Below are 25,842 nucleotides of genomic sequence, written 5' to 3'. Positions count from 1 at the left end.
CCGCCCAAGGGTTGGGCGTATATTGAGGCGTCCTTGCTGCCGCCCTGTCCCGTGACCGCCAAGTTTTTTCTCAATCAATCATTGTTGCCGTCTTCGACCATCCTGCGCGCATTCGGCGACCAGATGCTCGAGGGCGTGTTGCTGTTCCGCGCCGACGGGCAGCTGATCCTGGCCAACGCCGTCGCGCGTCAAAGCCTGTGCAAGGAAGATCCCGCCGACGATCGCAACCTGGGCGAGCGGATCTCGCAGGTCTTGCCGTCGGATGCACTGAATCAGGCACGCAGCAAGGGCAGTTGGACCGGCAGTCTGCCGGTGGCCGACCGGGTGGTCATCGCGCACCTGTATTACAACGAAGAGCAGGGCGTCGGCCACTTCCTCGCGTTGTTCCACAACATCGAAGGTCAGCAGGATTACGAGCGCGAGCTGCAGCAGCGTCATGCAGAATTGCGCCAGGCCTACATGCGCCTGAACGGGGCGCAGGACAAGCTGCTGCAGTCGGAAAAGATGGCCTCCATCGGCCAGCTGGCGGCCGGCGTGGCGCACGAGATCAATAACCCGATCGGCTATGTGCACTCCAATCTGGGTAGCCTGCAGGAGTACCTGCGCAGCCTGTTCACGCTGATCGAAGCCTACGAGCGCGCGCTGCAGGCGCCCGACCCCAAGGCCTTGATCCCGGAAATCGACGAAATCCGCAACCGCGCCGACATCGACTTCATCAGCCGCGATCTGCCGCAGTTGATGGCCGAATCGCGCGAAGGCATCGAGCGGGTGACCCGCATCGTGCGCGACCTCAAGGACTTCTCGTACTCGGACCGTTCCGAGTCCTGGAAGATGGTCGACCTGCACGCCGGCCTGGAATCCACGATCAACATCATCTGGAACGAGCTCAAGTACAAGGTCACCCTGGAGCGCAACTACGCCGAGCTGCCGCTGGTGGAGTGCCTGCCGTCCGAGCTCAACCAGGTCTACATGAACATGCTGCTCAACGCCGGCCAGGCGATTGTCGAGCGCGGCACGATCACCGTCACCACCGGGCGCGACGAAGCGGAAAACGTCTGGATCCAGTTCCAGGATAGCGGCGCCGGCATCGCCCCGGACCTGCTGCAGCGCATCTTCGACCCGTTCTTCACCACCAAGCCGGTCGGCAGCGGCACCGGTCTGGGCCTGTCGATCTCCTACGGCATCATCAACAAGCACCACGGCCGCATCGACGTGGAAAGCGTCCCGGGGCAGGGCGCCAGCTTCCGCATCGTGCTGCCGATCCGGCAGCCGAAGTAGCGCTGACGCGCCGGGAGTGGTTGTTCGGGATTGGGGATTGGCAAAAGCGGCCCTTGCTGTTGTTGATCGTCAATGAGCCATCTGACACAACGGCGCAGCGCCCGCTTCCAACCAATCCCGAATCCCCAATCCCTATTCCCGGCCGTTGCGCAGCTCGTCATGGGTGCGGAAGGCCTGGCGAATGTGCTCGCGCAGTTCGTCGTCGTTCCAGGGCTTGGTCAGGAAGCGGTAGATGGCGCCGCGGTTGATCGCCTCGGTCACCGTGGCCAGATCGGTGTAGCCCGACAGCACCAGGCGCACGGTGTCGGGGTAGAGCATCTTGACCCGGCCCAGGAACTCGGTGCCGCTCATATCGCTCATGCGCTGGTCCGACAGGATCACCTGCACGTCGTTGGTGGCCAGCAGGTCGAAGGCATCGCGCACGTTGCCGGCGGCCAGGATGCGGTAGCCGTCGCGGCGGAACAGGCGCACCAGCGAGCGCAGCACGTTTTCTTCGTCGTCCAGCAGCAGCAGCGTGCGGTCGGGGCGGCTTTCGGCGAACGATTCCGGGCGCAGATAACGCCGACGCAAGGCCATGCCGGCGGACTCGGCCGACATCGGTTCGCCGAACAGATAGCCCTGGAAGATGTCGCAATCGTTGCGTCGCAAGAAGCCCAGCTGCGCCTGCGATTCCACGCCATTGGCAATGACCGTCATGCCCAGCTGATGGCCCATCGCGATGATGGCGCGCGCGATCGCCGCCTCGCGGCTGCCGGCCGGCGCGCTCTTGATGAAGCTGCGGTCGATCTTCAGGCGGTCGACCGGATAGCGGACCAACGCGCTCAGGCTGGAATCGCCGGTGCCGAAGTTGTCCAGGCTCAGGCTGATGCCCTCGTTGCGCAGGTTGGCCATCGTCTCGTGGACGAAGTTGACGTTGTTGGTCAACGCGCTTTCGTTGATCTCCAGCGTCACGAACTGCGCCGGCACGCCGGCGGTCTGCAGCATCGCCATCACTTCGTTGAAGAAGCCCGGCCGCAACAACTGCAGCGTGGAGACATTGACCGCGATGCTGAAATCGTCGAAGCCCTGGTCGCGCCACAGCCGCGCCTGGCGCACTGCGTTCTGCAGTACCCATTCGCCGATCTGCACGATCACGCCCAGGCGCTCGGCGGTGCGCATGAAGCGCTCCGGCACCAGCATGCCCAGGGTGGGCGATTGCCAACGCAGCAGCGCTTCCATGCCGACGATGCGCCCGTCGCGCGCGCTGACCAGCGGTTGGTAGCGCAGGCGCAGCTCGCCATGCGGGATCGCATCGACGATCTGCCGCGCAATGATGCTTTCGCTATGCGCGTTGGTCGCGGAATTGCGCGTGTACAGGCGCACCGTGTTGCCGCCTTCGCGCGCGGCCTGGTAGCTGGCTTCCTCGGCGTAGTCGAGCAGGATCGAGAGCGAGGTCGAGTGTTCCGGACACAGGCTGATGCCGACCTTGCCGGTCATGAACAACGTGTACGGCAGCACCGACAGCGGCAATTCCAGCTGCTGGCGAATCTCTTCGGCAAAATCCTCCGGCAACGGGGTGTCGTCGCGGCGCACCGCCACGATGATCATCTCGTCGCTGCCGTGCCGCCACAGCTTGCCGCGCGTGCCCAGAAATTCCTGCAATCGGCGCGCGGCCAGCGTCAGCGCCTGATCGCCGACCTCGCCACTCATGTTCTCGTTGATCGAGGCAAAGTGGTCGATATCGACATGGAAGATCATCAACGGCTGGCCGCCGGAGGCGGCCGCGTCGACCAGGTGCAGCAATTCGGGATTGCCTGCGCCCAGGCGTGTCGGTTTGACGATTTCCAATCCGGGCGGGATTACGGGGCTCCACATGACTCAACGTCCACCATCTTCGTGGACGGACTCGCCGGCCGGGTGATAGGGCAGGCGCAACGTCACGCGCGTGCCTGCTCCGGGTGCAGAGTCTATCGCGAGCACGCCGCCGACGGTTTGCGCGCGCTCACGCATCACGATCAGCCCCAGTCCGCGCGGGCCTTCCGGCTCGAAGCCATCGCCGTCGTCGCTGACTTCCAGGCGGAAACTCTCGCTGTCGATCGACTGCAGGCTCATGCGCACTTCGCCTGCGCATGCATGCCGCAAGGCGTTGGTCAGGCTTTCCTGCGCAATCCGGAAGCAGGCCTGCTCGATCTCGTTGCCCGGGCGGACGTCGAGCGCCTGGATGTCCAGTTCCAGCCGCACCTGCGAGGCGCGGAACAGCATCGACGCCTGCCAGCGCAATGCCGCTTCCAGCCCCAGCGCGTCGAGTTGCGGCGGACGCAGCAGCATCGACAGGTTGCGCAGCTTGGTCACGGTGCTGTCGGCCAGCGACACCACTTCCAGCAGGTCTTCGCGGCGCGCGTCAGGATCCGGTTCGTCCAGCGCGGCATGCGCGGACAGCTTCATCGCCGTGATCGCCTGGCCGATATCGTCGTGCAGATCGCGCGAGATCGCGCGGCGTTCGTCTTCCTGCAGCGAGAACAGGCGCTTGGCCATGGCCTGCAGCTCGGCATTGCTCTCGGCCAGCGCGTCGCGGATGCGCTCGGGCTCGCTCAGGTCGCGCACCACCAGCAGCTTGCAGCTGCGCCCGCCATAGCGGATATCGCCGGCCGACAAGCCCGCATAGAACGTGCTGCCATCGCGACGGCGCATCGCCCGCGCACTGGACACCGGCTCATTGCGATCGCTGCCGGCGCGCAGATACTCGCGCACCACCGACAGGTCGGAATCGCCGACCAGTGTCTGCAGAGGCTCGCCCAGAATGGTTTCGCCCTGGAAGCCGAACTGGATCGAGCCGGCGGCATTGGCGTACATCACGTGTTCGTCGGCGAGGATCAGCACGCCGTCCGGCAGCACCCGCACCAGTTCGCGGAATTGTTCTTCGCGTTCGCGCAGCAGACGCCGCGACTGTTCGCGTTCGCTGACATCCTGCAAGGTGCCGTGCACATGCCGCGCGCCGCTGGGCAGGGTCACGCTCTCCGCGCGCAGATGCACGGTGCGCGGCTGCGAATCGCCGCCGGTGAGCGGCAGCAGCACATCGATCTGCACTTCTCCCCCGGTGCACATGTCTTCGATCATGCGTTCGATGCGCGTCTGGGTGGCGGTGTCGGACGCTGTCAGCAGCTCTTCCAGCCGATGTTCGCGGCGATGCATCGGCACGCTGCGCCCCAGGATGCGATAGACCGCCGACGAATAACGGCCGAGGCCGGTGGCGCGATCCAGTTGCCATGAGCCCAACCGCGCGATGCCTTGCGCCTCTTCCAGGCGCTCCAGCGCTTCGTCGCGCAGATGCTGCGCCTGGCGCTCTTCGCTGCGGTCCACCGTCACCACCAGGCGGGCAGGGCCGCTGGCCAGATGCAGCTGATTGCTGCGCACCTCGACATGCCGCAGCCCGCCGCGGGTCAGCAGATCTTCGTTCAACACGCAGGTGGTATCGCCCTTGCCGCGGATCTGCGCAATGATGTCTTCCAGCCGCGCACCATCGGCGTTGGGCCAGATCGCCTGCAGCGTCTGCTGCAGGAATTCGTCGCGCTCCCAACCGAAGAATTCCAGCGCCGCCGGATTGGCGTCGAGGATGCGCATGGTGGCCAGGTCGTAAATGAAGGCCGGGCTGGGCAGGGCCAGGAACTTGGCCTGCAGCAAGGCCTCGGACTGGGCCAATTGCGCATGCTCTTCCACGATCAAGCGCATGAAGCGCCGCAGCACCAGGTGGATCACGACGCTCGACACCAGCAGGAAGCTGGCGTCGGACCAGCGCTCCGGTACCGCCGCGCCAGCCAGGTGGAGCAATCGGTTGCCCAGCAGCAGCCACACCACGCCGATCAGCAGGTACAGCCCGGTCAGCGTCCACAGGCCTTGCTGCAGGCGTTCGGCCAGGCGAAGTCGGGAAACCGGAGGCGACGAGAACGCGGGCGCTGCGACAGGTTGGTGCATGGGTCCGCGGACGACCTCTGGAGCTGGCGATGCGGACATCTTAGCCGTAACTGATCCCGGTTCGGTCGCGCCCGAAACGCCCGCCTCAACTAATCCGCCGGGCGGCCGTTATCCATTGCGACCCCGAGGCAGGGGTCGATCCTTCGGAGTGTTCCAGAGTGGACTCAGGCGTCATTGCAAGCATGCTGCAGCACCCGCTGACCTCAGCGGTGGTGTTGTTGGATGCGCATGGCCAGCCCCTGGCGGCCAATCGCGTTGCGCAGTCCCTGGGGCTGCCGGCAACCCTTGGTGCGTATGCCGAAGTGCTGGAGAGCAGCCGCGTCCAGGTGGCCGAAAGCGGTGGCATGGCGGCCTGCGTATTGCCGGGAACCGGTGGCGGACGGCTGGAAGGCTGGCTGCGCGCGGTCTGCGACGAGCATGGCCAGATCATGGCCTTCACCCTGAGCATTCCCGAGCCGGTGGGCGCCGATGGCACCAGTCGCTGGGAAATGGGCCTGGACAGCGCCGACCACGGGTTGTGGGACTGGGATATCCCGGCCGACGTGGTCTACCGCTCCGAACGCTGGACCCGCATGCTCGGTTACTCCGAGCAGCCCCTGCCGAACAATCTCACCGCCTTGTCCGGGCTGATCCATCCCGACGACCACGCGCAGGTCAGCGCCGCCGTCCAGGCGCATCTGGACGGGCGTACCGATACCTACGTCGCCGAGTTCCGGCTGCGCCAGCACGACGGCCAATGGCGCTGGATCCTCGATCGCGGCCGCGTGGTCTCGCGTACCGCAGATGGCCGCCCGCTGCGCATGGTCGGCACCCATACCGACGTGCATCACCACAAATTACTCGAGCAGCAGCTGCGCGAGCAGCAGGCCCAGCTCGAAGAGGCCCAGCGCATCGCCAGCATGGGCAGCTGGAGCTGGGATTCGCTGAAAGACCAGCTGTGGATCTCGCAGGATTTCCTGCAGCAGCTCGGCATGACCCAACTGCGTCTGAGCGGGATTCGCGATCTGCTGCGCCTGCTCGCCCGGCCCTCGGTCGCGCAGCTGCGCGGTGCCTGGCGCAAGATCAAGCACGAAGGCCTGCCGGTGCATTTCGAGCTGGAGGTCAACGGCCTGCTCGGCGCAAATCCGCATCATCTGCGGGTCTGGGCGCAACCGGTGTTCGATGGCGACGGCAGTATGGTGCGTGTGCTGGGCCAGCTGCAGAACGTCACCGAGCAGCGGCAGACCGATGCGCTGATCCGCTGGCGTACCGAGTTGCTCAATCGCGTGTCCGCGTTGGGCAAGATCGGCGGCTGCGAAATCGAGGTCGATACCCGCCGCATGCAGTGGACCGAGGAGTGCTACCGCATCCACGGCCTGCGCAAGGAAAACATCACCCTGGAGCAGGCGCTGGCGCTGTACACCCAGGATTCGCGCGACGCCTTCGAAGCGGCGCTGCTGCGCATTTCCGATGGCGGTCTGCCCGAGCAGCTGGAACTGTGCTTCTACCGCAACTCCGGTCAGCGCATCTGGGTGCAGGTGCTGATCGAACTGGACCGTCGTGAAGGCCTGCCGCCACGATTCGTTGCCTTGTTCCGCGATGTCACCCGCGAGCGCGAAGCCAACGAACGCATCGAGCTGCTGGCGCACTACGACCGCCTGACCGGACTGCCGAACCGCTTCCTGCTGCGCGAGCAGGCAGAAAACGCCATTCGCGAAGCCCACGAGCGCGGCCAGGTGCTGGCCATGCTGCTGATCGATCTGGACGGTTTCAAGAGCATCAACGACTCGTTCGGCCATGCCACCGGCGACAATCTGCTCAAGCTCGCTTCGGCGCGCCTGCATCAGCATCTGCGCAACAGCGATCTGTTCGGCCGCTTCAGCGACGACGAATTCATCGTACTGCTGCGCGATCTCTCCGAGCCGGAGGACGCCGGCCACGTCGCGCGCAAGTTGATCAGCGCGCTGGGCGAGCCGCTACGCAAGGACCACGTCACCCTCAAGCTCGGCGCCAGCATCGGCATTGCGCTGCAGGGAGAGGGCCTGTCGGACTTCGACAGCCTGCTGCGCGCCGCCGATGCGGCGATGTACGCGGCCAAGGAATCCGGTCGCAATACCTTCCATTACTACAGCCAGGACGTGCTGCTGCGTGCGCAGCGCCGGCTGGAACTCGAGCATGCGCTGCAGGGCGCGCTCGAGCGCGAAGAGTTCACGCTGGTCTACCAGCCGCTGGTCAATACCGTGGGCGATGCGTCGCCGGCGATCGAGGCGCTGATGCGCTGGAATCGTCCTGGCCATGGTCCCTGCAGCCCGGTCGAATTCATCCCGATCGCCGAAGAGTGCGGCGAAATCGTGCGTCTGGGCGAGTGGGTGATCGGCGAAGCCTGCCGCCAGGCGGTGGTCTGGGATCGCGCCGGACTCAATTTCAGCCGCATCGCCGTCAACGTCTCGGCCGTGCAGTTGCGCGAACGCGGCTTTGCCGAGCGCGTGCTGGAAATCTGCCGCGACAACAGCTGGCCGCCATCGCGGCTGGAGCTGGAATTGACCGAATCTGCCCTGATTCGCGATTCGGATTCGCTGCGCCGTTGCTTCGAATTGTTCGAGCAGAACGGCGTGCTGCTGGCGGTGGACGACTTCGGCACCGGCTTTTCGAACCTGCATTACCTCAACCGCTTCCCGGTGCAGCGCCTGAAGATCGACCGCAGCTTCGTGCAAGGCATGCTCGACGATGCCAACACCGCCGAGGTCACCCAGGCCATCGTGCATCTTGGCCATGCGTTGGGCATGCAGGTCGTCGCCGAAGGCGTGGAGACCGTGCAGGAAGATGCCTTGCTGCGTCAGCAGGGCTGCGACGAGATCCAGGGCTATTTCTACTCGCGCCCGTTGTCGCCGCGCGACATGGCGCAGTGGCTGCGCGAGGCCGAGGCCGGCATGCGCCTGGGTGCACGCTTGGTGATCGCCAACTGAGGCGGGTCGTGCCATTGTCGGCCTGGTATCGCATCAATGATGGACTCAGCCTGCCGCACAACATGCAGATCGAATGGTCTGGGATCCGGCTGCCGCAGTTACCGAGTGGCCCGAATCGGCAAGCGGGCGGACGTTGAAATTCAGAAGAATGCCAAGTGCTGTTCAAGACTCGATGACGGCACTCTCAATGGTTCGTCCTGGATCGCGGAAGTGCTGGTAGACCAGCCGCCGGGACCAGTTCCTTGCTGCCCGGCAAGCGAACGAACCGAGCCTTTTCGCGCGGGAAACACTTGTCGGATTGGCCGGAAAAGTCGGCGTGTGCACGAGACACGTCGACTGACGACAGAACGGTTTGACCACGGACCAAAAGCAGGGCGGACACGCCGTCGCTCTCCCATGCTGATGAGTTGCCGCGCAACGACCAGGGTGCTCCCACCAATAGGGCGGCTTCTTCGTCGGTGGAATAAGGGCCAAGGATGCACACCCGATCCCATCCTCCGGGCGCGATCTGTGCCAAATCGACTTGCCCCGTCTCCGTCAGTTCAGCCTGGATCGAAGAGACAATACATCGCGATTCGCAAGCGACCAGGCAAAGCATCAACGACAGCGCAAGGCCGAAATTCTTCACGGTAAATCGATGCCTGGAATTGCACCGCGTCTCACGCCGGTGACTGGGTCGAAGAGAACTTCATCTGCCTGCAAAGGGCAGATGGAGCCGGCAAGGGCGTCGGGAGTGTTGACAAGCGGATACCGTACGCGCCCTGGTATTTATCTCACGAGGGCGTACGACGGGCACGTAGTGCATACCTGTTCGCCAGGCTCGCCTCCTTCGGCACGACGCTGCCAGAGTCAGGCTCCGTCAGCACTGCAGCCACTTGCGCGCGCCGGTGCATGATCCTTATCGCGAGCGTGCCGTGGCGGGTGCTTCCGGACCAGATCCTGGGCAAGCTGATATGGAAACGATGGGGCAGGGCATCACGCAAATGCCGGCGCTTTGACAGCCGGCATGCGTCACCATCGCACTCGTGAGGCGAGCAGGCCATAACCGACCGTCGGTGGCCTAGCGAAGTCTCGTCAGTCATAGATGCGTGCCGCACCAGTTGTACTGATTCCGTTACGTATCGCCCGCTGCAAGGCGCTGGCCGACAGCGCCATCGCCTGCTGTCTTGATTCGGAAGCAGACATGCTGCGCCGTGAAGGATCTTGCGCGCGTTGGGCACGAGGACCAGGGTGTCGTGCGGGCGGAGTGACTGGCGGGGGAACCTGAGATCGGGCAGTTCAAACAACCGGCGGGGGGCCCGCCGCGGGGGGGGTGGGGGGGGGGGGGGGGGGGGGGGAGACCCGGAGACGGGGCAGTTAAAACACCGGGGGGGGCGCCGGCGGGGGCGCGCCCCGCCGTTGACGGAGTCAGCGTGCCGACGCGCCGACGGCTGCGCCGTCCAGGCCGAGGTCCCACGCCACGGTCGCAAACAGCAGGTCGTCTTCGCTGCAATCGCGGCGCGGGTTGATCAGCGCCCTGACTTCCTCGCGTGCGGCCAGTTCCAGCCGTTCCAGTGCGGCCGGCAACCGTATCCGCCGCAGCACCGGCCTGGCCGCTTCGCTTTGCGCGATGCGCTGGGCATGGGCGGTGGCCAAGGCTGCTGCCTGCAGTGCGGCAGTGGGGTCGGCATCGGTGGTGGGGGCAAGAAGCGTCATGAGCGGAACACCGGGTCGTTACGGAACGACAAATCCCCGGAAGGCCGGGGAATGTCGGGATCAGAAGCTGCGGGGGGACATCGGTCTCAGAACAACTCGACCGTACCGGCACCCATGCCCTGCTGTGCGACCGGCTTGTGCGGCGGGCGTTCCCACTCCACACGCATGTCGCGCAGACGGCTGGACACCTTGGCCAGCGACGCAACCAGGTCGCTGTCGTACACACCGCCATTGCGATGCAGCAGCTCCTGCAGCGCCACCGCCTCGCGGTTGATCGCGGTGAGGCGATCGAGGTGGGTGTGGATCCCGCTCAAGGTCTGCGTGGCAATGTCTTCGAACTGCAGGGCACGCACCGCTTCGGCCACGCTGCCGTCGATGGACCGAGCGCACTCGGAGATTTCGCGCATGCCATCGCCCAACGAGGCGTTGATCTGAGCGACGTTCTCCAGCATGGCGGCCGATTCATGGCGCGCCTCGCGGGAGCGGTCCATATGACGCGAGGCCAGCTGCGAGACCGTTTCACGCACCTTGGCGATCGATTCCTTGGAGCTGTGGGCCAGCTTGCGGATCTGTTCGTTGAAGGTGGTGGAACGCTCGGACAGGTTGCGCACCTCGTCGGCGACCACCGCGAAGCCGCGACCGGCTTCACCGGCACGTGCTGCTTCGATGGCGGCGTTCAACGCCAGCAGGTTGGTCTGGTCGGCGATCGACTTGACGTCTTCCAGCAACGCGAAGATGCCATCCAGGTGCTGGGCCATCTCATCGATGTGATGGACGGTGTTGGTGCTCTGGCCGCTCACCTGTTCCAGCGCTTCCACCAATTGCTCCATGCGGGAGCTGGCGTGCTGGGCGAAGCGGGCGACGTCGACGCCGGCACTGCCATCGTCGCCTGCGCGGTCGACGATGCGGGCCAGTGCCTGGCTCTGCTGGCGCGACTTGCGGTTCATCGCTTCGAAGCTGCCACCAAGACCGGACACGGCCTGGCGGATCAGTTCGCGGGCACGCTCGACTTCCGAGCGCGAACCGTCGACTTCGTTGCTGACGAACGTACGCAGTTCGTTGAGCAGCTGGTCCTGCTCGCGCAGGATGCGGGTCTGGTCCGGGTTGCGCCGGAACTGGGAATACGTCACCCAGGCAGCGAAAACCAACCAACTAAGGGTCATGGTCGCCAGGATTGCCCAGCGCACCGAGGCGGGCCAGTCGAATCCGACAGCGAAGGGAAACAGCAAGGTCAGAGCCAAAGGAGCGGCTAGACGGATGAGTGGACGTGAATACATGGGCGTTCTCGGCAGAGTCACGGTTGCTGTATCGGCACTCCCCCCGTGGTCTTTAGCGACGATCGCCATCTCGTCCTGCCCATGCACTTGCGGCCAGCGAGCGCTAGCGCCCGTTGCGGGCGCCTGAAACCGCCTTGTCTGCCGCTCAGCGCAGCGCGCGGTCCACCGCTTCGCTCATCGCGCGTTTGGCAAACAGGAAGTCCCACAGGCTGCCCCCCATCTGCCGCCACAGCACCGCCGAGCGCACCGCTGCCAGCAACAATGCACGGATTTCCGCGACCACGCCTGCCTGGCCGAGGTAATGCGGGTTGCCCTGCACCATGACCTTGGGGCGCAGGTGGCTGATGGTCTGCGCGTATAGCCCGCCCAGCGAACTGAGCACATCCGGATGAGCGCTATCGTTCAGGTTCTGTGCCTGGCGGGCGGCGGACTCGATGCCGCCGGATACCGTGGAGACGGTCGTGGTGTCGCGTACGAAACGGCGCTCCAGCTGCAGCACCGCCAGCGCCAGGCGCGGCAGCACATCGTCCTGGGCCTGGTTGCGGAAATAGTTGTGCAACAGGCGCAGACCGGGCGCCACCGCCGCAGCAGAGCCGTACACGGCCTCCGGCGAGGCCGCATCCACCCGGAACACGCTGTCCATGGCGGTGCGCACGGTCGCCGCTTCCGAATGCCCGGTTTCGGCAATCCGCCGCACCTGCTGCAAGGCCTGTGCAACGCCGGCAAGCGCCAGCACACGGTGATCCATGGAAGAACTCATCAAGCCACACCCTCAAGAGGAAAAGAAGATCCCGCCAACTGGCGTTCCAGCGGCGCATCGGTGGCGGCAATGACCGCACCGCCCAGGCATTCCTCGCCGTCGTACAACACCAGCGACTGCCCGGGTGTCACCGCCCGCTGCGGTCGCTCGAAGCGTACCTGCACGCTGCCGTCGTCCTGCACATCCACCGTGCACGGCTCGTCCGGCTGCCGATAGCGGGTCTGTGCAGTGCAGCTGAAGCGGCGCGCAGGCGGTGCGCCGGTCACCCAGTGGGCCTGCTCGGATTGCAGCCAGCGCGATTGCAGCAAAGGGCTGTCGCGGTCCTGGTCCACGTACAGCACGTTGCTGGCCACATCCTTGCCGACCACGTACCAGGGCGCTGCCGCCCGGCCCCGCACGCCACCGATGTTCAGGCCTTCGCGCTGACCCAGGGTGAAATAGAACACCCCCGGATGGTCGGCGATGCGTTGCCCCTGCGGGTCGCGGATCTCGCCGCTGCGGGCGGGCAGGTAGCGCCCCAGGAACTCGCGAAAGTCGCGCTCGCCGATGAAGCAGATGCCGGTGGAATCCTTCTTGGCGTGGGTGGGCAGGCCGGCGTCCTGGGCGATGCGGCGCAATGTGCTCTTCTCCAGGTCGCCGATCGGGAACAAGGTCGCAGCCAGCTGGGTCTGCCCCAGTTGATGCAGGAAGTAGCTCTGGTCCTTGCCGCGGTCCGCCCCGCGCAACAGCCGCCAGCGTCCGCCGCGATGGGCCACCTGCGCGTAATGGCCGGTCGCGATGCGCTCGGCCCCCAGCGCCTGGGCGGCATCCAGGAAATGCTTGAACTTCACCTCGCGGTTGCACAACACGTCCGGGTTGGGTGTGCGCCCGGCGGCGTATTCGGCCAGGAAATGCTCGAACACGCCGCTCCAGTACTCGCCGGAAAAATCGCGAAAGTGGAACGGGATACCCAACACCCCGCAGACCGCCACCGCATCGCGCCGGTCATCTTCGGCGCGGCAATCGCCGCTGCCGTCGTCGGCCCAGTTCTGCATGAACAACCCGGCGATCGGCTCGCCTTGCTGCGCCAGTTTCCACGCCGCCACCGACGAATCCACGCCACCCGAGACGCCTACCACGATGCGCGGCGTACTCATGCGATGTGCCGCACCAAGGCCAGCGGGTGACGCTGCCCGGCCAGAAAGTCGGCCACCACTTCCCACACCAATGGACTGCGCAGCCGATCGGCCGCCTCGCGCAACGCATCCGGGGTCATCCACAGCGCACGCACCACCCCGGTATCCAGGCTGCGTTCCGGGTGATGGGTCACCGCCTCGCCGACGAACGCGAAGCGCAGGAAGCACTGCCCGCTTGGCGCCACCCACTGGTAGGTGCCGATGAAGTGGGTCAGCCGTACGTCCCAGCCGGTCTCTTCCAGGGTCTCGCGCACCGCCGCGTCCAGCAGGCTTTCGTTCGGCTCCAGGTGGCCGGCGGGCTGGTTCAGCAGCAGCCGGCCGGCGATGGTCTCTTCGACCTGCAGGAAGCGGCCGTCGCGCACCACCACGGTGGCCACGGTGACATCCGGGTGCCAGCGCTGTTCGGACGTGCTCATCGGTCGTGCTCCTGGGCGGGCGCGAGGCCGGCCACTGCGTCGGTCGCCGCATCGGTGCCAAGGCGACCCGCACGGCCGCGTGGTGCGGGCAGCGGCGCGCAGGCATGCCGGGATGCTGCGGAAGACGGCGCCAGTCGCAGCGCGGTCGGGGTATCGGTCATCAAGGGCCAGCCGGGGATATCGGAGACAAATTGTGCGGGCCGCGGCGCAAATCGTCCAATGCGTGCGGCGATGAACCGTATAATGGCCGGATGCCTCGGAAGACCTCTCACGAACACGATCATGGCCTCACGGTCGAAGCCAGCAAGCCTGAAGTGGCGCCACCGCCGCGTTACCAGGTGCTGCTGCTGAACGACGACTACACCCCGATGGACTTCGTGGTGACCGTGCTGCAGCAGTTTTTCAACCTCGATCTGGAGCGGGCCACCCAGGTGATGCTGCACGTCCATACCCGCGGGCGCGGGGTCTGCGGGGTCTACAGCCGCGAAGTGGCCGAATCCAAGGTGGCGCAGGTCAACGAATTTTCGCGCATGAACCAGCACCCGCTGCTGTGCACGATGGAACAGACCTGAGCGAGCCTGACGGTCGTTCCAGCAGCGCAACAGTGTGGCTGCGATCACGTGCTAACGCCGTCTGAACATGCCTATCCGATAGGGTTGTGGAAAATCCCGACAAAAGCCGCATATTGTTGGCAACAGCCGTTCGGAGTTACCAATGTTCAGCAAAGACCTAGAGCAAACAATCGGCCAGTGCTACAAGCGAGCACGCGAGGCGCGTCATGAGTTCATGACCGTCGAGCACCTGCTGCTCTCGCTGCTGGACAACCCCTCTGCGCAAGCCGTGCTCAAGGCCTGCGGGGCGGACCAGCTACGGCTGCACAACGATCTGGAACAGGCGATCGAGGCCTCGGTCTCGCGCCTGGCCGAGGACGATGGTCGCGACACCCAGCCCACCCTGGGCTTTCAGCGTGTGCTGCAGCGTGCGGTCTACCACGTCCAGTCCTCGGGCAAGAAGGAAGTCACCGGTGCCAACGTGCTGGTCGCGATCTTTGGCGAAAAAGACTCGCACGCGGTGTATTTCCTGAATCAGCAGGACATCACCCGCCTGGACATCGTCAATTACCTGTCCCACGGCATCGCCAAGCTGGGCGAGGACGGCGAGCAGCCGTCCGCGTCCGACAGCGAGCCCAAGAGCGAGGGCGGGGAGGGCGAGGCCAAGGGCGACGCGCTGGCCGAGTACGCCACCAACCTCAACGAGCAGGCGCGCAACGGCAAGATCGACCCGCTGGTCGGCCGCGCCGACGAGATCGAGCGGACCATCCAGGTCCTGTGCCGCCGCCGCAAGAACAACCCGCTGTACGTGGGCGAGGCTGGCGTGGGCAAGACCGCGATCGCCGAGGGCCTGGCCAAGCGCATCGTCGACAACGACGTGCCGGAAGTGCTCGCCGACGCGGTGATCTTCTCCCTGGACCTGGGCGCGCTGGTCGCCGGCACCAAGTACCGCGGCGACTTCGAAAAGCGCCTCAAGGGCGTGCTGACCGCGTTGAAGAAGGTGCCCAATGCGGTGCTGTTCATCGATGAGATCCACACCATCATCGGCGCCGGCTCGGCCTCGGGCGGCACCATGGACGCCTCCAACCTGATCAAGCCGGCACTTGCGTCCGGCGAGCTGCGCTGCATTGGCTCGACCACGTTCCAGGAATACCGCGGCATCTTCGAAAAAGACCGTGCATTGGCGCGTCGCTTCCAGAAGATCGACATCGTCGAGCCGACCGTCGGCGAGACCTTCGAGATCCTGCAGGGCCTCAAGCCCAAGTACGAAGCGCACCATGGCGTGACTTACGCAGACGACGCGTTGCAGGCGGCGGTGGACCTGTCGGTCAAGCATATCGGCGACCGTCTGTTGCCGGACAAGGCCATCGATGTGATGGACGAGGCCGGCGCGCGTCAGCGTCTGCTGCCCGATGGCGTGCGCAAGGAGCTGATCGACATCGAGGAGATCGAAACGATCGTGGCCAAGATGGCGCGCATTCCGGCCAAGCAGGTCAGCGCGACCGACAAGGACGTGCTGCAGCATCTGGAGCGCAACCTCAAGATGGTGATCTTCGGCCAGAACCCGGCCATCGAAACCCTGGCCGGTTCGATCAAGCTGGCACGTTCTGGCCTGGCCAATCCGGAAAAGCCGATCGGCAACTTCCTGTTTGCCGGCCCCACCGGTGTCGGCAAGACCGAGGTGACCAAGCAGCTCGCGCTGCAGCTGGGCATCGAGCTGGTGCGTTTCGACATGTCCGAGTACATGGAAGCGCATTCGATCAGCCGTCTGATCGGTGCGCCTCCGGGCTACGTCGGCTTCGATCAGGGTGGTCTGCTGACCGAGAAGATCGTCAAGACGCCACACTGCGTGCTGCTGCTGGACGAGGTGGAAAAGGCGCACCCGGACATCTTCAACATCCTGTTGCAGGTCATGGATCGCGGCATCCTCACCGACACCAACGGGCGCGAAGCCAACTTCAAGAACGTGATCCTGGTAATGACCACCAATGCCGGTGCCACGCAGGCATCGCGGCGGTCGATCGGTTTTACCAAGCAGGATCATTCCACCGATGCGATGGAGTCGATCCGCCGCGGGTTCACGCCGGAGTTCCGCAACCGTCTGGACGCGATCGTGCAGTTCCAGCCGTTGGGCTTCGACCACATCCTGCGCGTGGTGGACAAGTTCATCATCGAGCTGGAAATGCTGCTGCAGGAAAAGCACGTGTCGCTGTCGGCGACACCTACTGCGCGCGATTGGCTGGCCCAGCACGGCTTCGACCCGCTGATGGGCGCGCGCCCGATGTCGCGCGTGATCCAGGAGAAGATCAAGCGTCCGCTGGCCGACGAGCTGCTGTTCGGCAAGCTGGTGGAGGGCGGCCGGGTCAATATCGACGTCAAGGACGGCGAGCTGGTGGTGGAGGCGCATCCGGAACCGGAGCGCTTGTTGCCGGCAACGGTCGACTGATCGCTGTAACAGGCTGTTGGTTATGAAAAAGCCGCTCCGATGAGCGGCTTTTTTTATGTCTGGGCGGTCCGATGTTGTGCGAATAGCGAGTGACCGCCTGTGCCCGAACGCGCTCAGTGCAACATCCCGACTCTGCTATCAGAGGTGGCGACGCAAGATGGCCAGGGCGCGAGACAAGCAAGGCGCTGCCCGATCTGCTCAAGTCGAGCGTTTGGAGGGTTGTACCCGAGCGCGTGAGTCAGGTCGGCGCGATCGGACGTCTGTCAGCAGCCCACCGATTCCCTCTGCCCGGAGACCAAACAACGCGTTTGCCCACGCCTAGCTGGGATACGAGCCCCTCACCAAATTGCAGGCACGACAAAAAGCGGCCAATGGCCGCCTCGCGTCTCACACCAGAACCGCTTACTTCATGCGGTAGGTAATACGACCCTTGGTCAGGTCGTAGGGAGTCATCTCAACTTTGACCCGGTCGCCGGTCAGGATGCGGATGTAGTTCTTGCGCATACGGCCGGAGATATGGGCGATGATTTCATGCCCGTTTTCCAGCTTGACCCGGAACGTGGTGTTGGGAAGCGTCTCGCTGACGCTGCCTTCGAATTCAATGGAGTCGTCTTTCGACATGTAATCCTGTGCAATCAAAGCTGGCCCGGAAGGGCCGTAAGGGACGGCATTTTACGCCCCATCTCCCCGTGGTGCAAATTTTATGTTAAGCGGGCTTCACCCAACGCCGTCGCGGGCTGTTCGCCGTAGCGTTCGGACCAGCTGCCGGCCGGTTCCACCAGCGCAACCTGGCGTCGCACGTGCTGCAGAAACTCCGGGCGTGGCATGTGTTGCGCACCCAGGCTGAGCAGGTGCGGGTTTTCCACCTGCGCATCGATCAGCGGCCAACCGCGCGCATGCAGGTCGGCGGCCAGGGCGGCGAGTGCGACTTTCGAGCCGCCGCTGACTGCGCTGAACATGCTTTCCCCGAAGAACATCCGGCCGACCGCCACGCCGTAGATGCCGCCGACCAGGCGCGCGCCATCGAACACTTCCAGCGAGTGCGCGTGGCCGCGATGGTGCAGATCGACATACGCAGCCTGCATCTGCGCGGTGATCCAGGTGCCGTCCTGCCCGGGGCGCGGACTGGACGCGCAAGCGGCAATGACCTGCGTGAATGCGGTATCTGCACGCAGGGTCCAGCTGCAACTGCGCAACTGTCGCCTGAAGCGCGACGACAGGCGCACGCCATCGGTGCGAAAGACCATGCGCGGGTCCGGGCTCCACCACAGGAGCGGTTGCCCGTCCGAGAACCAGGGGAAGATGCCGTGCGCATACGCGGTGAGCAGCCGCTGCGGCTGCAGGTCACCGCCGATGGCGAGCAGGCCGTCGGGCTCGCGCAAGGCCTGTTCGACCGGTGGAAACGGACTGGCAGGGTCGGGTGACAGCAGGTGGGGCAGGGCGCGCGGCATCGGGTGAGTCTAGCGGTGCTGCGTGCGCGTGGCGCGCATCGGGTCAGTCGCGAAACGGGCTGTGGTTTGCCAGCTCGATCGCATGCCTGGCCACGGCCTCGCGCTCGTCGGCGCACCACTGCGCCAGCGGTTCACGGAAGCCGGGGTCGGCGATCCAGTGGCGGCTGCGCACCAGCGTCGGCAGAAAGCCGCGGGCAATCTTGTGCTCGCCTTGCGCGCCGGGCTCGAAGCGGGTCAGGCCCTCGCGCAGGCAGTATTCGATGCCCTGGTAATAGCAGGTTTCGAAGTGCAGCCCGGGCAGGGCGGCGCCGCCCCAGTAACGGCCATAGAGTGTGTCGCGGCCACGCAGGCACAGGGCGCCGGCAATTGCTTGCCCATCGAGGTCGGCCAGGAACATCACCAGCTGACGCGGCAGATGCTGCGCCAGGTGGCGCAGGAATTGCGGAGTCAGGGCTGGCGAATTGCCGTACTCGTTGAAGGTCTTGAGATAGAAGCCGTACATGGCCTCCAGGTCCGCCTCGCTGGCCTCATCGCCATGCACCACGCGCAGCTGCACGCCGGCGCGCTGCACCTTGCCGCGTTCCTGGCGGATGTTCTTGCGGCGCTTGTGGTCCATCGCCGCCAGAAAACTCTCGAAATCGCTCCAGCCGCTGGCGTTGTGCCAGTGGTATTGCAGGTCGTTGCGTTCCAGCCAATCGGCATCGAATGCGGCGTCTTCGTCGGCCAGATGAAAATTCACATGCGCCGAGGACAGGCTGCTGCGCTCCACCAGTTCGCGCATCGCGGCCAACAGGTCTCCGCGCCATCTGGGCGCGCCGAGCAGTCGCGGGCCGGTCACCGGCGAGTAGGGCACGCCGCACAGCCATTTGGGGAAATAGTCCTGCCCGTAGCGCGCGTAGGCATGGGCCCATGCATGGTCGAACACGAACTCGCCATGCGAATTGTTCTTCAGGTAGCCCGGCGCGGCGGCGACCAGCGTGTCGCCCTCCCAGAGGGTCAGATGCAGCGAATTCCAGCCCCAATCCGGGCGCAGGCAGCCTTCGCGTTCCAGGCCTTGCAGAAATGCAGCGCTGACGAAGGGGTGGCCGCCGTCGTGCAGCGCATCCCAGGCACCGGCAGGAAGCTCGTCCAGCCGGCGGCACCAGCGGGCCGTGACGTTCATGCGCACGGTCCACTGGTTTCGGCGCTGCCCGCACGGCGCGGCCGGCGGTCAGCAGCCACCTCAGGCGCTCTTGTCGAGGTAGCGCTCGGCATCCAGCGCGGCCATGCAGCCGAAGCCGGCCGAGGTGATCGCCTGGCGGTAGTGCTGGTCGGCGACGTCGCCGGCGGCGAACACGCCGGCCACCGAGGTTTCGGTCGCCGCGCCGTTCAGGCCGGAGCGGATTTCCAGGTAACCGTTGTTCATCGCCAGCTGGCCGTCGAACAATTGCGTGTTGGGATGATGGCCGATGGCGACAAAGAAACCGTGCGCGACGATCTCGCGGGTGCTGCCGTCGAGGGTGGACTTGACCCGCACGCCGGTGACGCCGGCGTCGTTGCCCAGCACTTCATCGATGGCGTGGTGCCAGACGGTTTCGATCTTGCCGGCGGCAACCTTGGCGAACAGCTTGTCCTGCATGATCTTTTCGGCGCGCAGCGTATCGCGGCGGTGCACCAGGTAGACCTTGCGGGCAATGTTGGACAGGTACAGCGCTTCTTCGACCGCGGTATTGCCGCCGCCGACCACCACCACGTCCTGGTCCTTGTAGAAGAAGCCGTCGCAGGTGGCGCAGGCGGACACGCCGCGGCCCTTGAAGGCTTCCTCGCTGGGGATGCCCAGGTACTTGGCGGTGGCGCCGGTGGAGATGATCAGTGCGTCGCAGGTGTACTCGGCGCTATCGCCGGTCAGCCGGAACGGGCGCTGCGACAGATCGGCGGTATGGATGTGGTCGAAGATGACCTCGGTCTCGAAGCGCTCGGCGTGCGCCTGCATGCGGTTCATCAGGTCCGGGCCCATCAGGCCGTGGGGGTCGCCCGGCCAATTGTCCACCTCGGTGGTGGTCATCAGCTGGCCGCCCTGCTGCAGGCCGGTGATCACCACCGGCTTGAGGTTGGCGCGGGCGGCGTAGACCGCGGCGGTCCAGCCGGCCGGGCCGGAGCCGAGGATCAGCAGGCGGGAATGCTTGGCAGGACTGGCAGAGGAGGCGCTCATGTATACTCGCGATCTAGGAATTGGTAGGGACGGCGCTGATTGCAGCGCCCCCGTGGCGGCATAGAGTGGCGGTCCCCACCCGGTGAATCAAGGCGGCGCGATGGAACTGCTTGAACCGCAGATGGCATGGTCCGCCCGTAACGCATGTTCGACGCCGCCTTGTGCGGCGTTTTTCGTTGGCCGCCGGGCATGCTGGCAACCGGCGCTCATTCAACTGCTGAAACCGTGGACTCAGTCGTTTATTATCAACCACTAACAGCATTTTTCTAAGGTCTGGCTACAGGTGGCAAAGCAGGTTCCCGAACGCAGCAAGCCCGCAGAGGGCAAATCGTCCTCGCGCAAGACGGCGGTGGCGGACAATCCGCGTCGGCAAAAGCTCTGGCGCGATCTGGCATTGATCGCGGTGGCGCCGTTGCTGCTGTATCTGCTGGCCAGCCTGTTCACCTACTCGGCGACAGATCCTGGCTGGTCGCGCACCGGCAATCTGGTCGCACCGATCCACAACATGGGGGGCAGATTCGGCGCGATGGCGGCGGATGTGCTGTTGCAGCTGTTCGGTTACGTGGCTTTCCTGCTGCCGGTGATCCTGGGCGCGGTGGCCTGGATCGCGCTGATCGGCGAGCGCGAGGAGCAGAGCCAGAGCGATCTCGGGCCGGCGTTGCGGCTGGTCGGCATGGTGGGCTTTCTGATCTCGTCGACCGGCTTTTTGCACTTGCGCCTGTTCCAGGGCGAGGTCGCCGAGGCTGGCGGCATTCTCGGCAAGCTGGTCAGCGGCTCGCTCAGCTCGGGCTTCGGCGCGTTGGGCGCCAATCTGTTCGTGGTGGTGCTGTTGCTGGTTTCGATCACGCTGGCGACCGGGTTGTCGTGGTTTGCGGTAATGGAGCGCATCGGTAAGTGGGTGCTTGCACTGGGCCCGTTGATGCAGCGCAAGACCCACCAGGCCACCGAGTGGCAGCAGACCCGCGTGATGCGCGAAGAGCGCGAGGAAGTGCGCAAGGTCGATGCGGTCAAGCAGGCCAAGCGCGAGCCGGTCAAGATCGAACCGCCGCCGGCACCGGTGGTGGAAAAGAGCGAGCGCGCCAAGCGCGATACGCAGATTCCGATGTTCCAGGGCGTGAGCACCGATGGCTCGGACCTGCCGCCGCTGGCCCTGCTGGACGACCCCAAGCCGCAGGCCAAGGGGTACTCGGAAGAGACGCTGGAAACGCTGTCGCGGCAGATCGAGTTCAAGCTCAAGGATTTCCGGATCGAGGCGCAGGTGGTCGGGGCCTATCCCGGTCCGGTGATCACCCGCTTCGAGATCGAGCCGGCGCCCGGCATCAAGGTCAGCCAGATCAGTTCGCTGGACAAGGACATCGCGCGCGGCCTGTCGGTCAAGTCGGTGCGCGTGGTGGACGTGATTCCGGGCAAGTCGGTGGTGGGTCTGGAGATCCCCAACGTCACCCGCGAGATGATCTTCCTGTCCGAGCTGCTGCGCTCCAAGGAATACGACAAGTCGGCCAGCCCGCTGACGCTTGCGCTGGGCAAGGACATCGCCGGGCGCCCGACCGTGGCCGACCTGGCGCGCATGCCGCACCTGCTGGTGGCCGGTACCACCGGCTCGGGCAAGTCGGTGGCGGTGAACGCAATGGTGCTGAGCCTGTTGTTCAAGGCCTCGCACAAGGAACTGCGGATGCTGATGATCGATCCCAAGATGCTCGAGCTGAGCGTTTATCAGGGCATCCCGCATCTGCTGGCGCCGGTGGTCACCGACATGAAGGAGGCCGCCAACGGCCTGCGCTGGTGCGTGGCCGAGATGGAGCGCCGCTACAAGCTGATGAGTGCGGTAGGGGTGCGCAACCTGGCCGGCTTCAACAAGAAGGTCAAGGACGCCATCGACGCCGGCCAGCCGATGATGGACCCGCTGTTCAAGCCCAACCCCGAACTGGGCGAGGCGCCGCGGCCGCTGGAGACGCTGCCGTTCATCGTGATCTTCATCGACGAATTCGCCGACATGATGATGATCGTCGGCAAGAAGGTCGAAGAGCTGATCGCGCGTCTGGCGCAGAAGGCGCGTGCGGCCGGTATCCACTTGATCCTGGCCACGCAGCGTCCGTCGGTGGACGTGATCACCGGCCTGATCAAGGCCAATATCCCGACCCGCGTGGCCTTCCAGGTCAGCTCCAAGATCGACTCGCGCACCATCCTGGACCAGTCCGGCGCCGAGGCGTTGCTGGGCAATGGCGACATGTTGTATCTGCCGCCGGGCACGGCGCTGCCGGACCGCGTGCATGGCGCCTTCGTCAGCGACGAGGAAGTGCATCGCGTGGTCGAGCATCTGAAGGCCAGCGGGCCGGTGTCGTACGTGGAAGGCGTGCTGGACGAAGTGCAGACCATGGGCGATGGCACCGTGGTGGGCGCAACCGGCTTGCCGGAGAGCAGTGGCGGCGGTGGGGATGAGTCCGACCCGCTGTACGACGAGGCGTTGCGCATCGTCACCGAAACCCGGCGCGCATCGATCTCCGGTGTGCAGCGTCGCCTGAAGATCGGCTACAACCGCGCGGCGCGCCTGATCGAGGCAATGGAAGCGGCCGGGGTGGTCAGCCAGCCTGAGCACAACGGCGATCGCACGGTATTGGCGCCGCCGCCGCCGAAGTAAGCGTCGTGGTCGACGTCGCTGCGTGGTGCGGCGGTTTGCGTTGGAATGCGGCGCAGCGGGAGCTCGGCGGTCAGCTGGGCTCGACTTGCGCAGGGTGCCCGCTTGATCGTCCTTGACCCGCTGGATTTGCCGGTGCGGGACGCCGCAAGCCGCATCTGCGTTGCGCAAATCGCCGCAACCAGCGCTGCCGTACGCACCGATGCGGCATTGTTGGAAGTCGATACCTGTCATTGCCGGGCACACCGGCTACCCTAGCTGACAAGTGCCGCTCCGGCCCGTCGTGATCGAGACCCATGCTGCGTCGTCCCTTGTTGCTGCTCGTGCTGTTGATCTGCGCTCCGCTGCTTGCCCAGGCGCAGCAGCACCCCGCGCCTGTCGCGGCGGCGCGCACCCAGGCCGATACCAATTACAGCTTCGTGCGCTATCGCGCCGACTACGAAGTGCGCGCCGATGCCAGCAGCGTGGAAACCGACGAATACGAAATCCTGCTCAAGACCAAGTCGGCGGTGGAGCAGTTCAGCCAGGTGCGGCTGAGCTATAGCGAAAAGATGGAGACGCTGGAGGTACTGGAGGCGTATACCGTCACCGCCGAAGGTCTGCGTCAGGACGTGGCGGCCGACAAGATCTACACCCAGGAAAGCTATTCCAGCGCCTCGGCGGCGATGTATGCCGACCGCAAGGTCAAGGTGGTGGTGTTCCCGAACCTGGCGCCGGGTGCGCGCATCGTCTATCGGGTGCGACGCGCGCAGAACACGCCGTATTTCCCCGGTTATTTCAGCCTTTGGGAAACCTTCAGCGTCTTCGCGCAGTACGACGATGCGGTGGTAACGTTGGTCGCGCCCAAGTCGCTGCCGATGCATCTGTCCGCGCGTGGTCTGCATGGCAGCACCAAGCCGGTGGTGCGTGGCGATCAGGCGCGATGGGAATGGCGCTACCAGCGTGCCACGCCGATGAAGAATCAGAACTGGAGTGCGGCGACCTGGGAGTTCAGCCCCACGCTGATGGCCAGCACCTTCGACAGCTGGTCGCAGATGGGTCTGGCGTACCACGTCAAGGGCGGGCGCGCCGCTGCGGTCACGCCGGCGATTCAAACCTTGGCCGACCAGGTGACCCGGGGAATCGATGAACCGCGTGCGCAGGCGGCGGCGCTCTACGCCTGGGTTGCGCGCAATATCCGTTACGTGGCGGTGTATCTGGGCAATGGCGGTCTGGAGCCCAACAGTGCCGACAGCATCCTGACCAATCATTACGGCGACTGCAAAGACCACACTGTGATTCTGGAGGCGCTGCTGGCGGCCAAGGGCATCGCCAGCACACCGGTGCTGATCGGCGCCGAAGGCGGTCCGACGCTGCCGGCAATCCCGGTGCTGGGGCGCTTCAATCACGCCATCACCTATATTCCTGCCTTCGATCTCTACGTCGATTCGACCAACCCGTACGCGCGCTTCGGCCAGCTGCCGGCCGGCGATCTTGGCGCGCCGGTCGTGCATACACGCGACGGTAAGGTCACCCAGACCCCGCCCAACGATCGCAAGGTCAACCGCTACGTTGCCCGTACCGAATACCGCTTCACGCCGCAGGGCGGCTTGCAGGGCCTGACGACCCTGGACAGCGGGCAGACCGGCGAAGTGGGGTTGCGCGCAATGTTCGTGCAACTCAATGCGCAGAACCGCAACCGCATCGAGGAATCGATCATTGCCCAGTCCGGTTTCGTCGGGACCGGGGATCTGCTGATCCAGGGCGATCCGCTGGATCTGGAGGCGCCGTTCAATTATCGCTACAGCTTCCTGGCCAACGATGCGGTGGATTTTTCGGTGGTCGGCGGGATGACCTTGCCGGACATGCCGGGTGCCGAGTCGACGCGCGGGATCTACACCACCACCTCGGCCGAAGACAACCTGACCCCGTTCTACTGCAACGACAGCGTGCGTGAGGAAACCTACGTAGTGACCTTCCCCGACACGGTGCCGATCATTGCCATCCCGCGTAGCAGCAAGTTCCGCAACGCGGCTGGCGAATACGCGGTGGACTGGTCGCGCCAGGGGCAGACGGTCACCGCGGTCCATCGTCTGCAACGTGCGGCGGTGCACGGGCCGCAGGCCTTGTGCCAGCCACAGGATTACCGTGCGTTTCGCGAGTTGTATCAGCAGGTGCGACGCGGCTTCCGCGGACAGATCGTCTACGGCGATCTGTCCAAGGTGCAGACCGCGCACTGAGCCAGGCCGCTGCCGCTGCATGAACGCGGCCGTCCGATAACGCTCGCCCATTCATCTATGAAGCTTCAGAATTGGCGTACTCCTTTCTGGAAGACCGCGATGCATCGCCAGTTCCGTTATGCCGTCCTCGCCACCGCCCTGTTCGCCGGCACCGCGTTTGCCGGTGCGCGCCAGGAGCTGGACACGTTCACCCGTGGTCTGAAGGGCCTGGATGGGCAGTTCAACCAGCAGGTCACCGATGCCAACGGACGGGTCAAGGAGCGTTCGAGCGGGCGGGTGGCATTGTCGCAACCGCGCCAGTTCCGCTGGGAATACGCCAAGCCTTACAAGCAACTGATCGTGGCCGACGGCAAGAAGGTATGGGTCTTCGATCCCGACCTGGAGCAGGTCACGGTGCGGGCGCAGGGCAACGAAGAGCAGAACAGCCCGCTGGTGGCATTGATCGACCCCGCGCGGTTGGACAAGCAATACGACGTCAGCGAAGAGGCGGCGCCGCGCGATGGCCTGCAGTGGCTGTCGCTGACGCCGAAGGTCGACACCGAAGCCAGCTTCCAGATGGCCTCGCTGGGCTTCGGCAAGGATGGCCTGGCCAGGATGGAAGTGGTCGATGCGGTGGGTCAACGCACGGCGATCAGTTTCAGTGGCTGGAAGCGCAACCCCGCATTCGCGGCCGAGACCTTCCGTTACACCCCCGCCAAGGGCGTGGATGTGGTGGGCGACGCGCAGTAACCCTGTCGTTGCGGGGCACTGATCTTTGTGTCGTCAGGCTGCGTTCCGAGCACCTTGCGCTCTGCCCGCGGACGTCACGCCTTCCTTGCGCGAAGGCGTCTGCGCGGCGCCTCCCGTGCTCCG

Annotated in this window: 19 protein-coding genes; 7 read left to right on the top strand and 12 right to left on the bottom strand. The window is 65.2% G+C overall.

Annotated features, from left to right (window positions below):
* Positions 1–51: 51 nt before the first annotated feature.
* Positions 52–1,278: an ATP-binding protein gene (locus tag Y887_RS09270; protein ID WP_046964055.1), complete on the top strand. Its 1,227-nt coding sequence runs from the start codon at positions 52–54 to the stop codon at positions 1,276–1,278.
* A gap of 132 nt (positions 1,279–1,410) precedes the next feature.
* On the opposite strand, the gene Y887_RS09265 is transcribed toward Y887_RS09270, so the two are convergent.
* Together Y887_RS09265 and Y887_RS09260 are read right to left on the bottom strand one after the other, a co-directional pair.
* Positions 1,411–3,132: an EAL domain-containing protein gene (locus Y887_RS09265; protein WP_046964054.1), complete on the bottom strand. Its 1,722-nt coding sequence runs from the start codon at positions 3,130–3,132 to the stop codon at positions 1,411–1,413.
* 3 nt (positions 3,133–3,135) lie between these two features.
* Positions 3,136–5,268, bottom strand: coding sequence for a sensor histidine kinase (locus Y887_RS09260; RefSeq protein WP_046964053.1), 2,133 nt, complete (start codon positions 5,266–5,268; stop codon positions 3,136–3,138).
* Positions 5,269–5,387: 119 nt separating this feature from the next.
* Between Y887_RS09260 and Y887_RS09255 the strand changes: the two genes are divergently transcribed.
* Complete coding sequence (locus Y887_RS09255; RefSeq protein ID WP_181113320.1) at positions 5,388–8,174, top strand: bifunctional diguanylate cyclase/phosphodiesterase; 2,787 nt, start codon at positions 5,388–5,390, stop codon at positions 8,172–8,174.
* Positions 8,175–8,358: 184 nt separating this feature from the next.
* Here the strand turns inward: Y887_RS09255 and Y887_RS20225 are convergent, their stop codons facing one another.
* The 6 genes from Y887_RS20225 to Y887_RS09230 all read right to left on the bottom strand — a co-directional run bounded on the left by Y887_RS20225 (position 8,359) and on the right by Y887_RS09230 (position 13,497).
* A complete protein-coding gene (locus Y887_RS20225) occupies positions 8,359–8,802 on the bottom strand; it encodes a hypothetical protein (protein WP_146093442.1) in 444 nt (147 codons plus the stop codon).
* A 779-nt stretch (positions 8,803–9,581) separates the two neighbouring features.
* The gene (locus Y887_RS09250) at positions 9,582–9,869 is read right to left on the bottom strand and encodes a hypothetical protein (protein WP_046964051.1); all 288 of its coding nucleotides are present in this window, start codon (positions 9,867–9,869) and stop codon (positions 9,582–9,584) included.
* Positions 9,870–9,955: 86 nt separating this feature from the next.
* The gene (locus tag Y887_RS09245) at positions 9,956–11,146 is read right to left on the bottom strand and encodes a methyl-accepting chemotaxis protein (protein ID WP_046964050.1); all 1,191 of its coding nucleotides are present in this window, start codon (positions 11,144–11,146) and stop codon (positions 9,956–9,958) included.
* Positions 11,147–11,291: 145 nt separating this feature from the next.
* Positions 11,292–11,906 (bottom strand): high frequency lysogenization protein HflD, encoded by a 615-nt coding sequence (hflD, locus tag Y887_RS09240; RefSeq protein ID WP_046964049.1) that lies wholly within the window; start codon positions 11,904–11,906, stop codon positions 11,292–11,294.
* Positions 11,906–13,042 carry a tRNA 2-thiouridine(34) synthase MnmA gene (mnmA, locus tag Y887_RS09235; RefSeq protein ID WP_046964048.1) on the bottom strand — a complete coding sequence of 379 codons (1,137 nt, stop codon included), beginning with the start codon at positions 13,040–13,042 and terminating at the stop codon, positions 11,906–11,908. Before mnmA ends, hflD begins: the two co-directional genes overlap by 1 nt.
* A complete protein-coding gene (locus tag Y887_RS09230; protein ID WP_046964047.1) occupies positions 13,039–13,497 on the bottom strand; it encodes an NUDIX hydrolase in 459 nt (152 codons plus the stop codon). The genes mnmA and Y887_RS09230 overlap by 4 nt, the downstream gene beginning before the upstream one ends.
* Before the next feature lie 251 nt (positions 13,498–13,748).
* Here Y887_RS09230 and clpS point away from each other — a divergent pair, with 251 nt between their 5' ends.
* Both clpS and clpA read left to right on the top strand, forming a co-directional pair.
* Positions 13,749–14,069, top strand: coding sequence for an ATP-dependent Clp protease adapter ClpS (gene clpS, locus Y887_RS09225; RefSeq protein WP_016901748.1), 321 nt, complete (start codon positions 13,749–13,751; stop codon positions 14,067–14,069).
* 142 nt (positions 14,070–14,211) lie between these two features.
* The gene (clpA, locus tag Y887_RS09220) at positions 14,212–16,494 is read left to right on the top strand and encodes an ATP-dependent Clp protease ATP-binding subunit ClpA (protein ID WP_046964046.1); all 2,283 of its coding nucleotides are present in this window, start codon (positions 14,212–14,214) and stop codon (positions 16,492–16,494) included.
* A gap of 402 nt (positions 16,495–16,896) precedes the next feature.
* On the opposite strand, the gene infA is transcribed toward clpA, so the two are convergent.
* From infA to trxB, 4 genes are all read right to left on the bottom strand, one after another.
* Positions 16,897–17,115, bottom strand: a complete 219-nt coding sequence (infA, locus tag Y887_RS09215) for a translation initiation factor IF-1 (RefSeq protein WP_002813418.1) — start codon at positions 17,113–17,115, stop codon at positions 16,897–16,899.
* An 80-nt stretch (positions 17,116–17,195) separates the two neighbouring features.
* Positions 17,196–17,945: a leucyl/phenylalanyl-tRNA--protein transferase gene (gene aat, locus Y887_RS09210; RefSeq protein ID WP_046964045.1), complete on the bottom strand. Its 750-nt coding sequence runs from the start codon at positions 17,943–17,945 to the stop codon at positions 17,196–17,198.
* Between the two features lie 43 nt (positions 17,946–17,988).
* Positions 17,989–19,107: a GNAT family N-acetyltransferase gene (locus tag Y887_RS09205; protein WP_046964044.1), complete on the bottom strand. Its 1,119-nt coding sequence runs from the start codon at positions 19,105–19,107 to the stop codon at positions 17,989–17,991.
* A gap of 60 nt (positions 19,108–19,167) precedes the next feature.
* A complete protein-coding gene (trxB, locus tag Y887_RS09200; protein WP_046964043.1) occupies positions 19,168–20,136 on the bottom strand; it encodes a thioredoxin-disulfide reductase in 969 nt (322 codons plus the stop codon).
* A gap of 283 nt (positions 20,137–20,419) precedes the next feature.
* Between trxB and Y887_RS09195 the strand changes: the two genes are divergently transcribed.
* From Y887_RS09195 to lolA, 3 genes are all read left to right on the top strand, one after another.
* Positions 20,420–22,774 (top strand): DNA translocase FtsK, encoded by a 2,355-nt coding sequence (locus tag Y887_RS09195; protein ID WP_046964042.1) that lies wholly within the window; start codon positions 20,420–20,422, stop codon positions 22,772–22,774.
* A gap of 293 nt (positions 22,775–23,067) precedes the next feature.
* The gene (locus Y887_RS09190; RefSeq protein WP_046964041.1) at positions 23,068–24,990 is read left to right on the top strand and encodes a DUF3857 domain-containing transglutaminase family protein; all 1,923 of its coding nucleotides are present in this window, start codon (positions 23,068–23,070) and stop codon (positions 24,988–24,990) included.
* A gap of 57 nt (positions 24,991–25,047) precedes the next feature.
* Positions 25,048–25,719 carry an outer membrane lipoprotein periplasmic chaperone LolA gene (gene lolA / locus Y887_RS09185; RefSeq protein ID WP_046964040.1) on the top strand — a complete coding sequence of 224 codons (672 nt, stop codon included), beginning with the start codon at positions 25,048–25,050 and terminating at the stop codon, positions 25,717–25,719.
* Positions 25,720–25,842: the final 123 nt, after the last annotated feature.

It is taken from the genome of Xanthomonas pisi DSM 18956 (genome assembly GCF_001010415.1).
GTDB lineage: Bacteria > Pseudomonadota > Gammaproteobacteria > Xanthomonadales > Xanthomonadaceae > Xanthomonas > Xanthomonas pisi.
The sequence above is the reverse complement of the archived record's forward strand: the minus strand, read 5'-3'. Positions and strand labels throughout refer to the sequence as shown.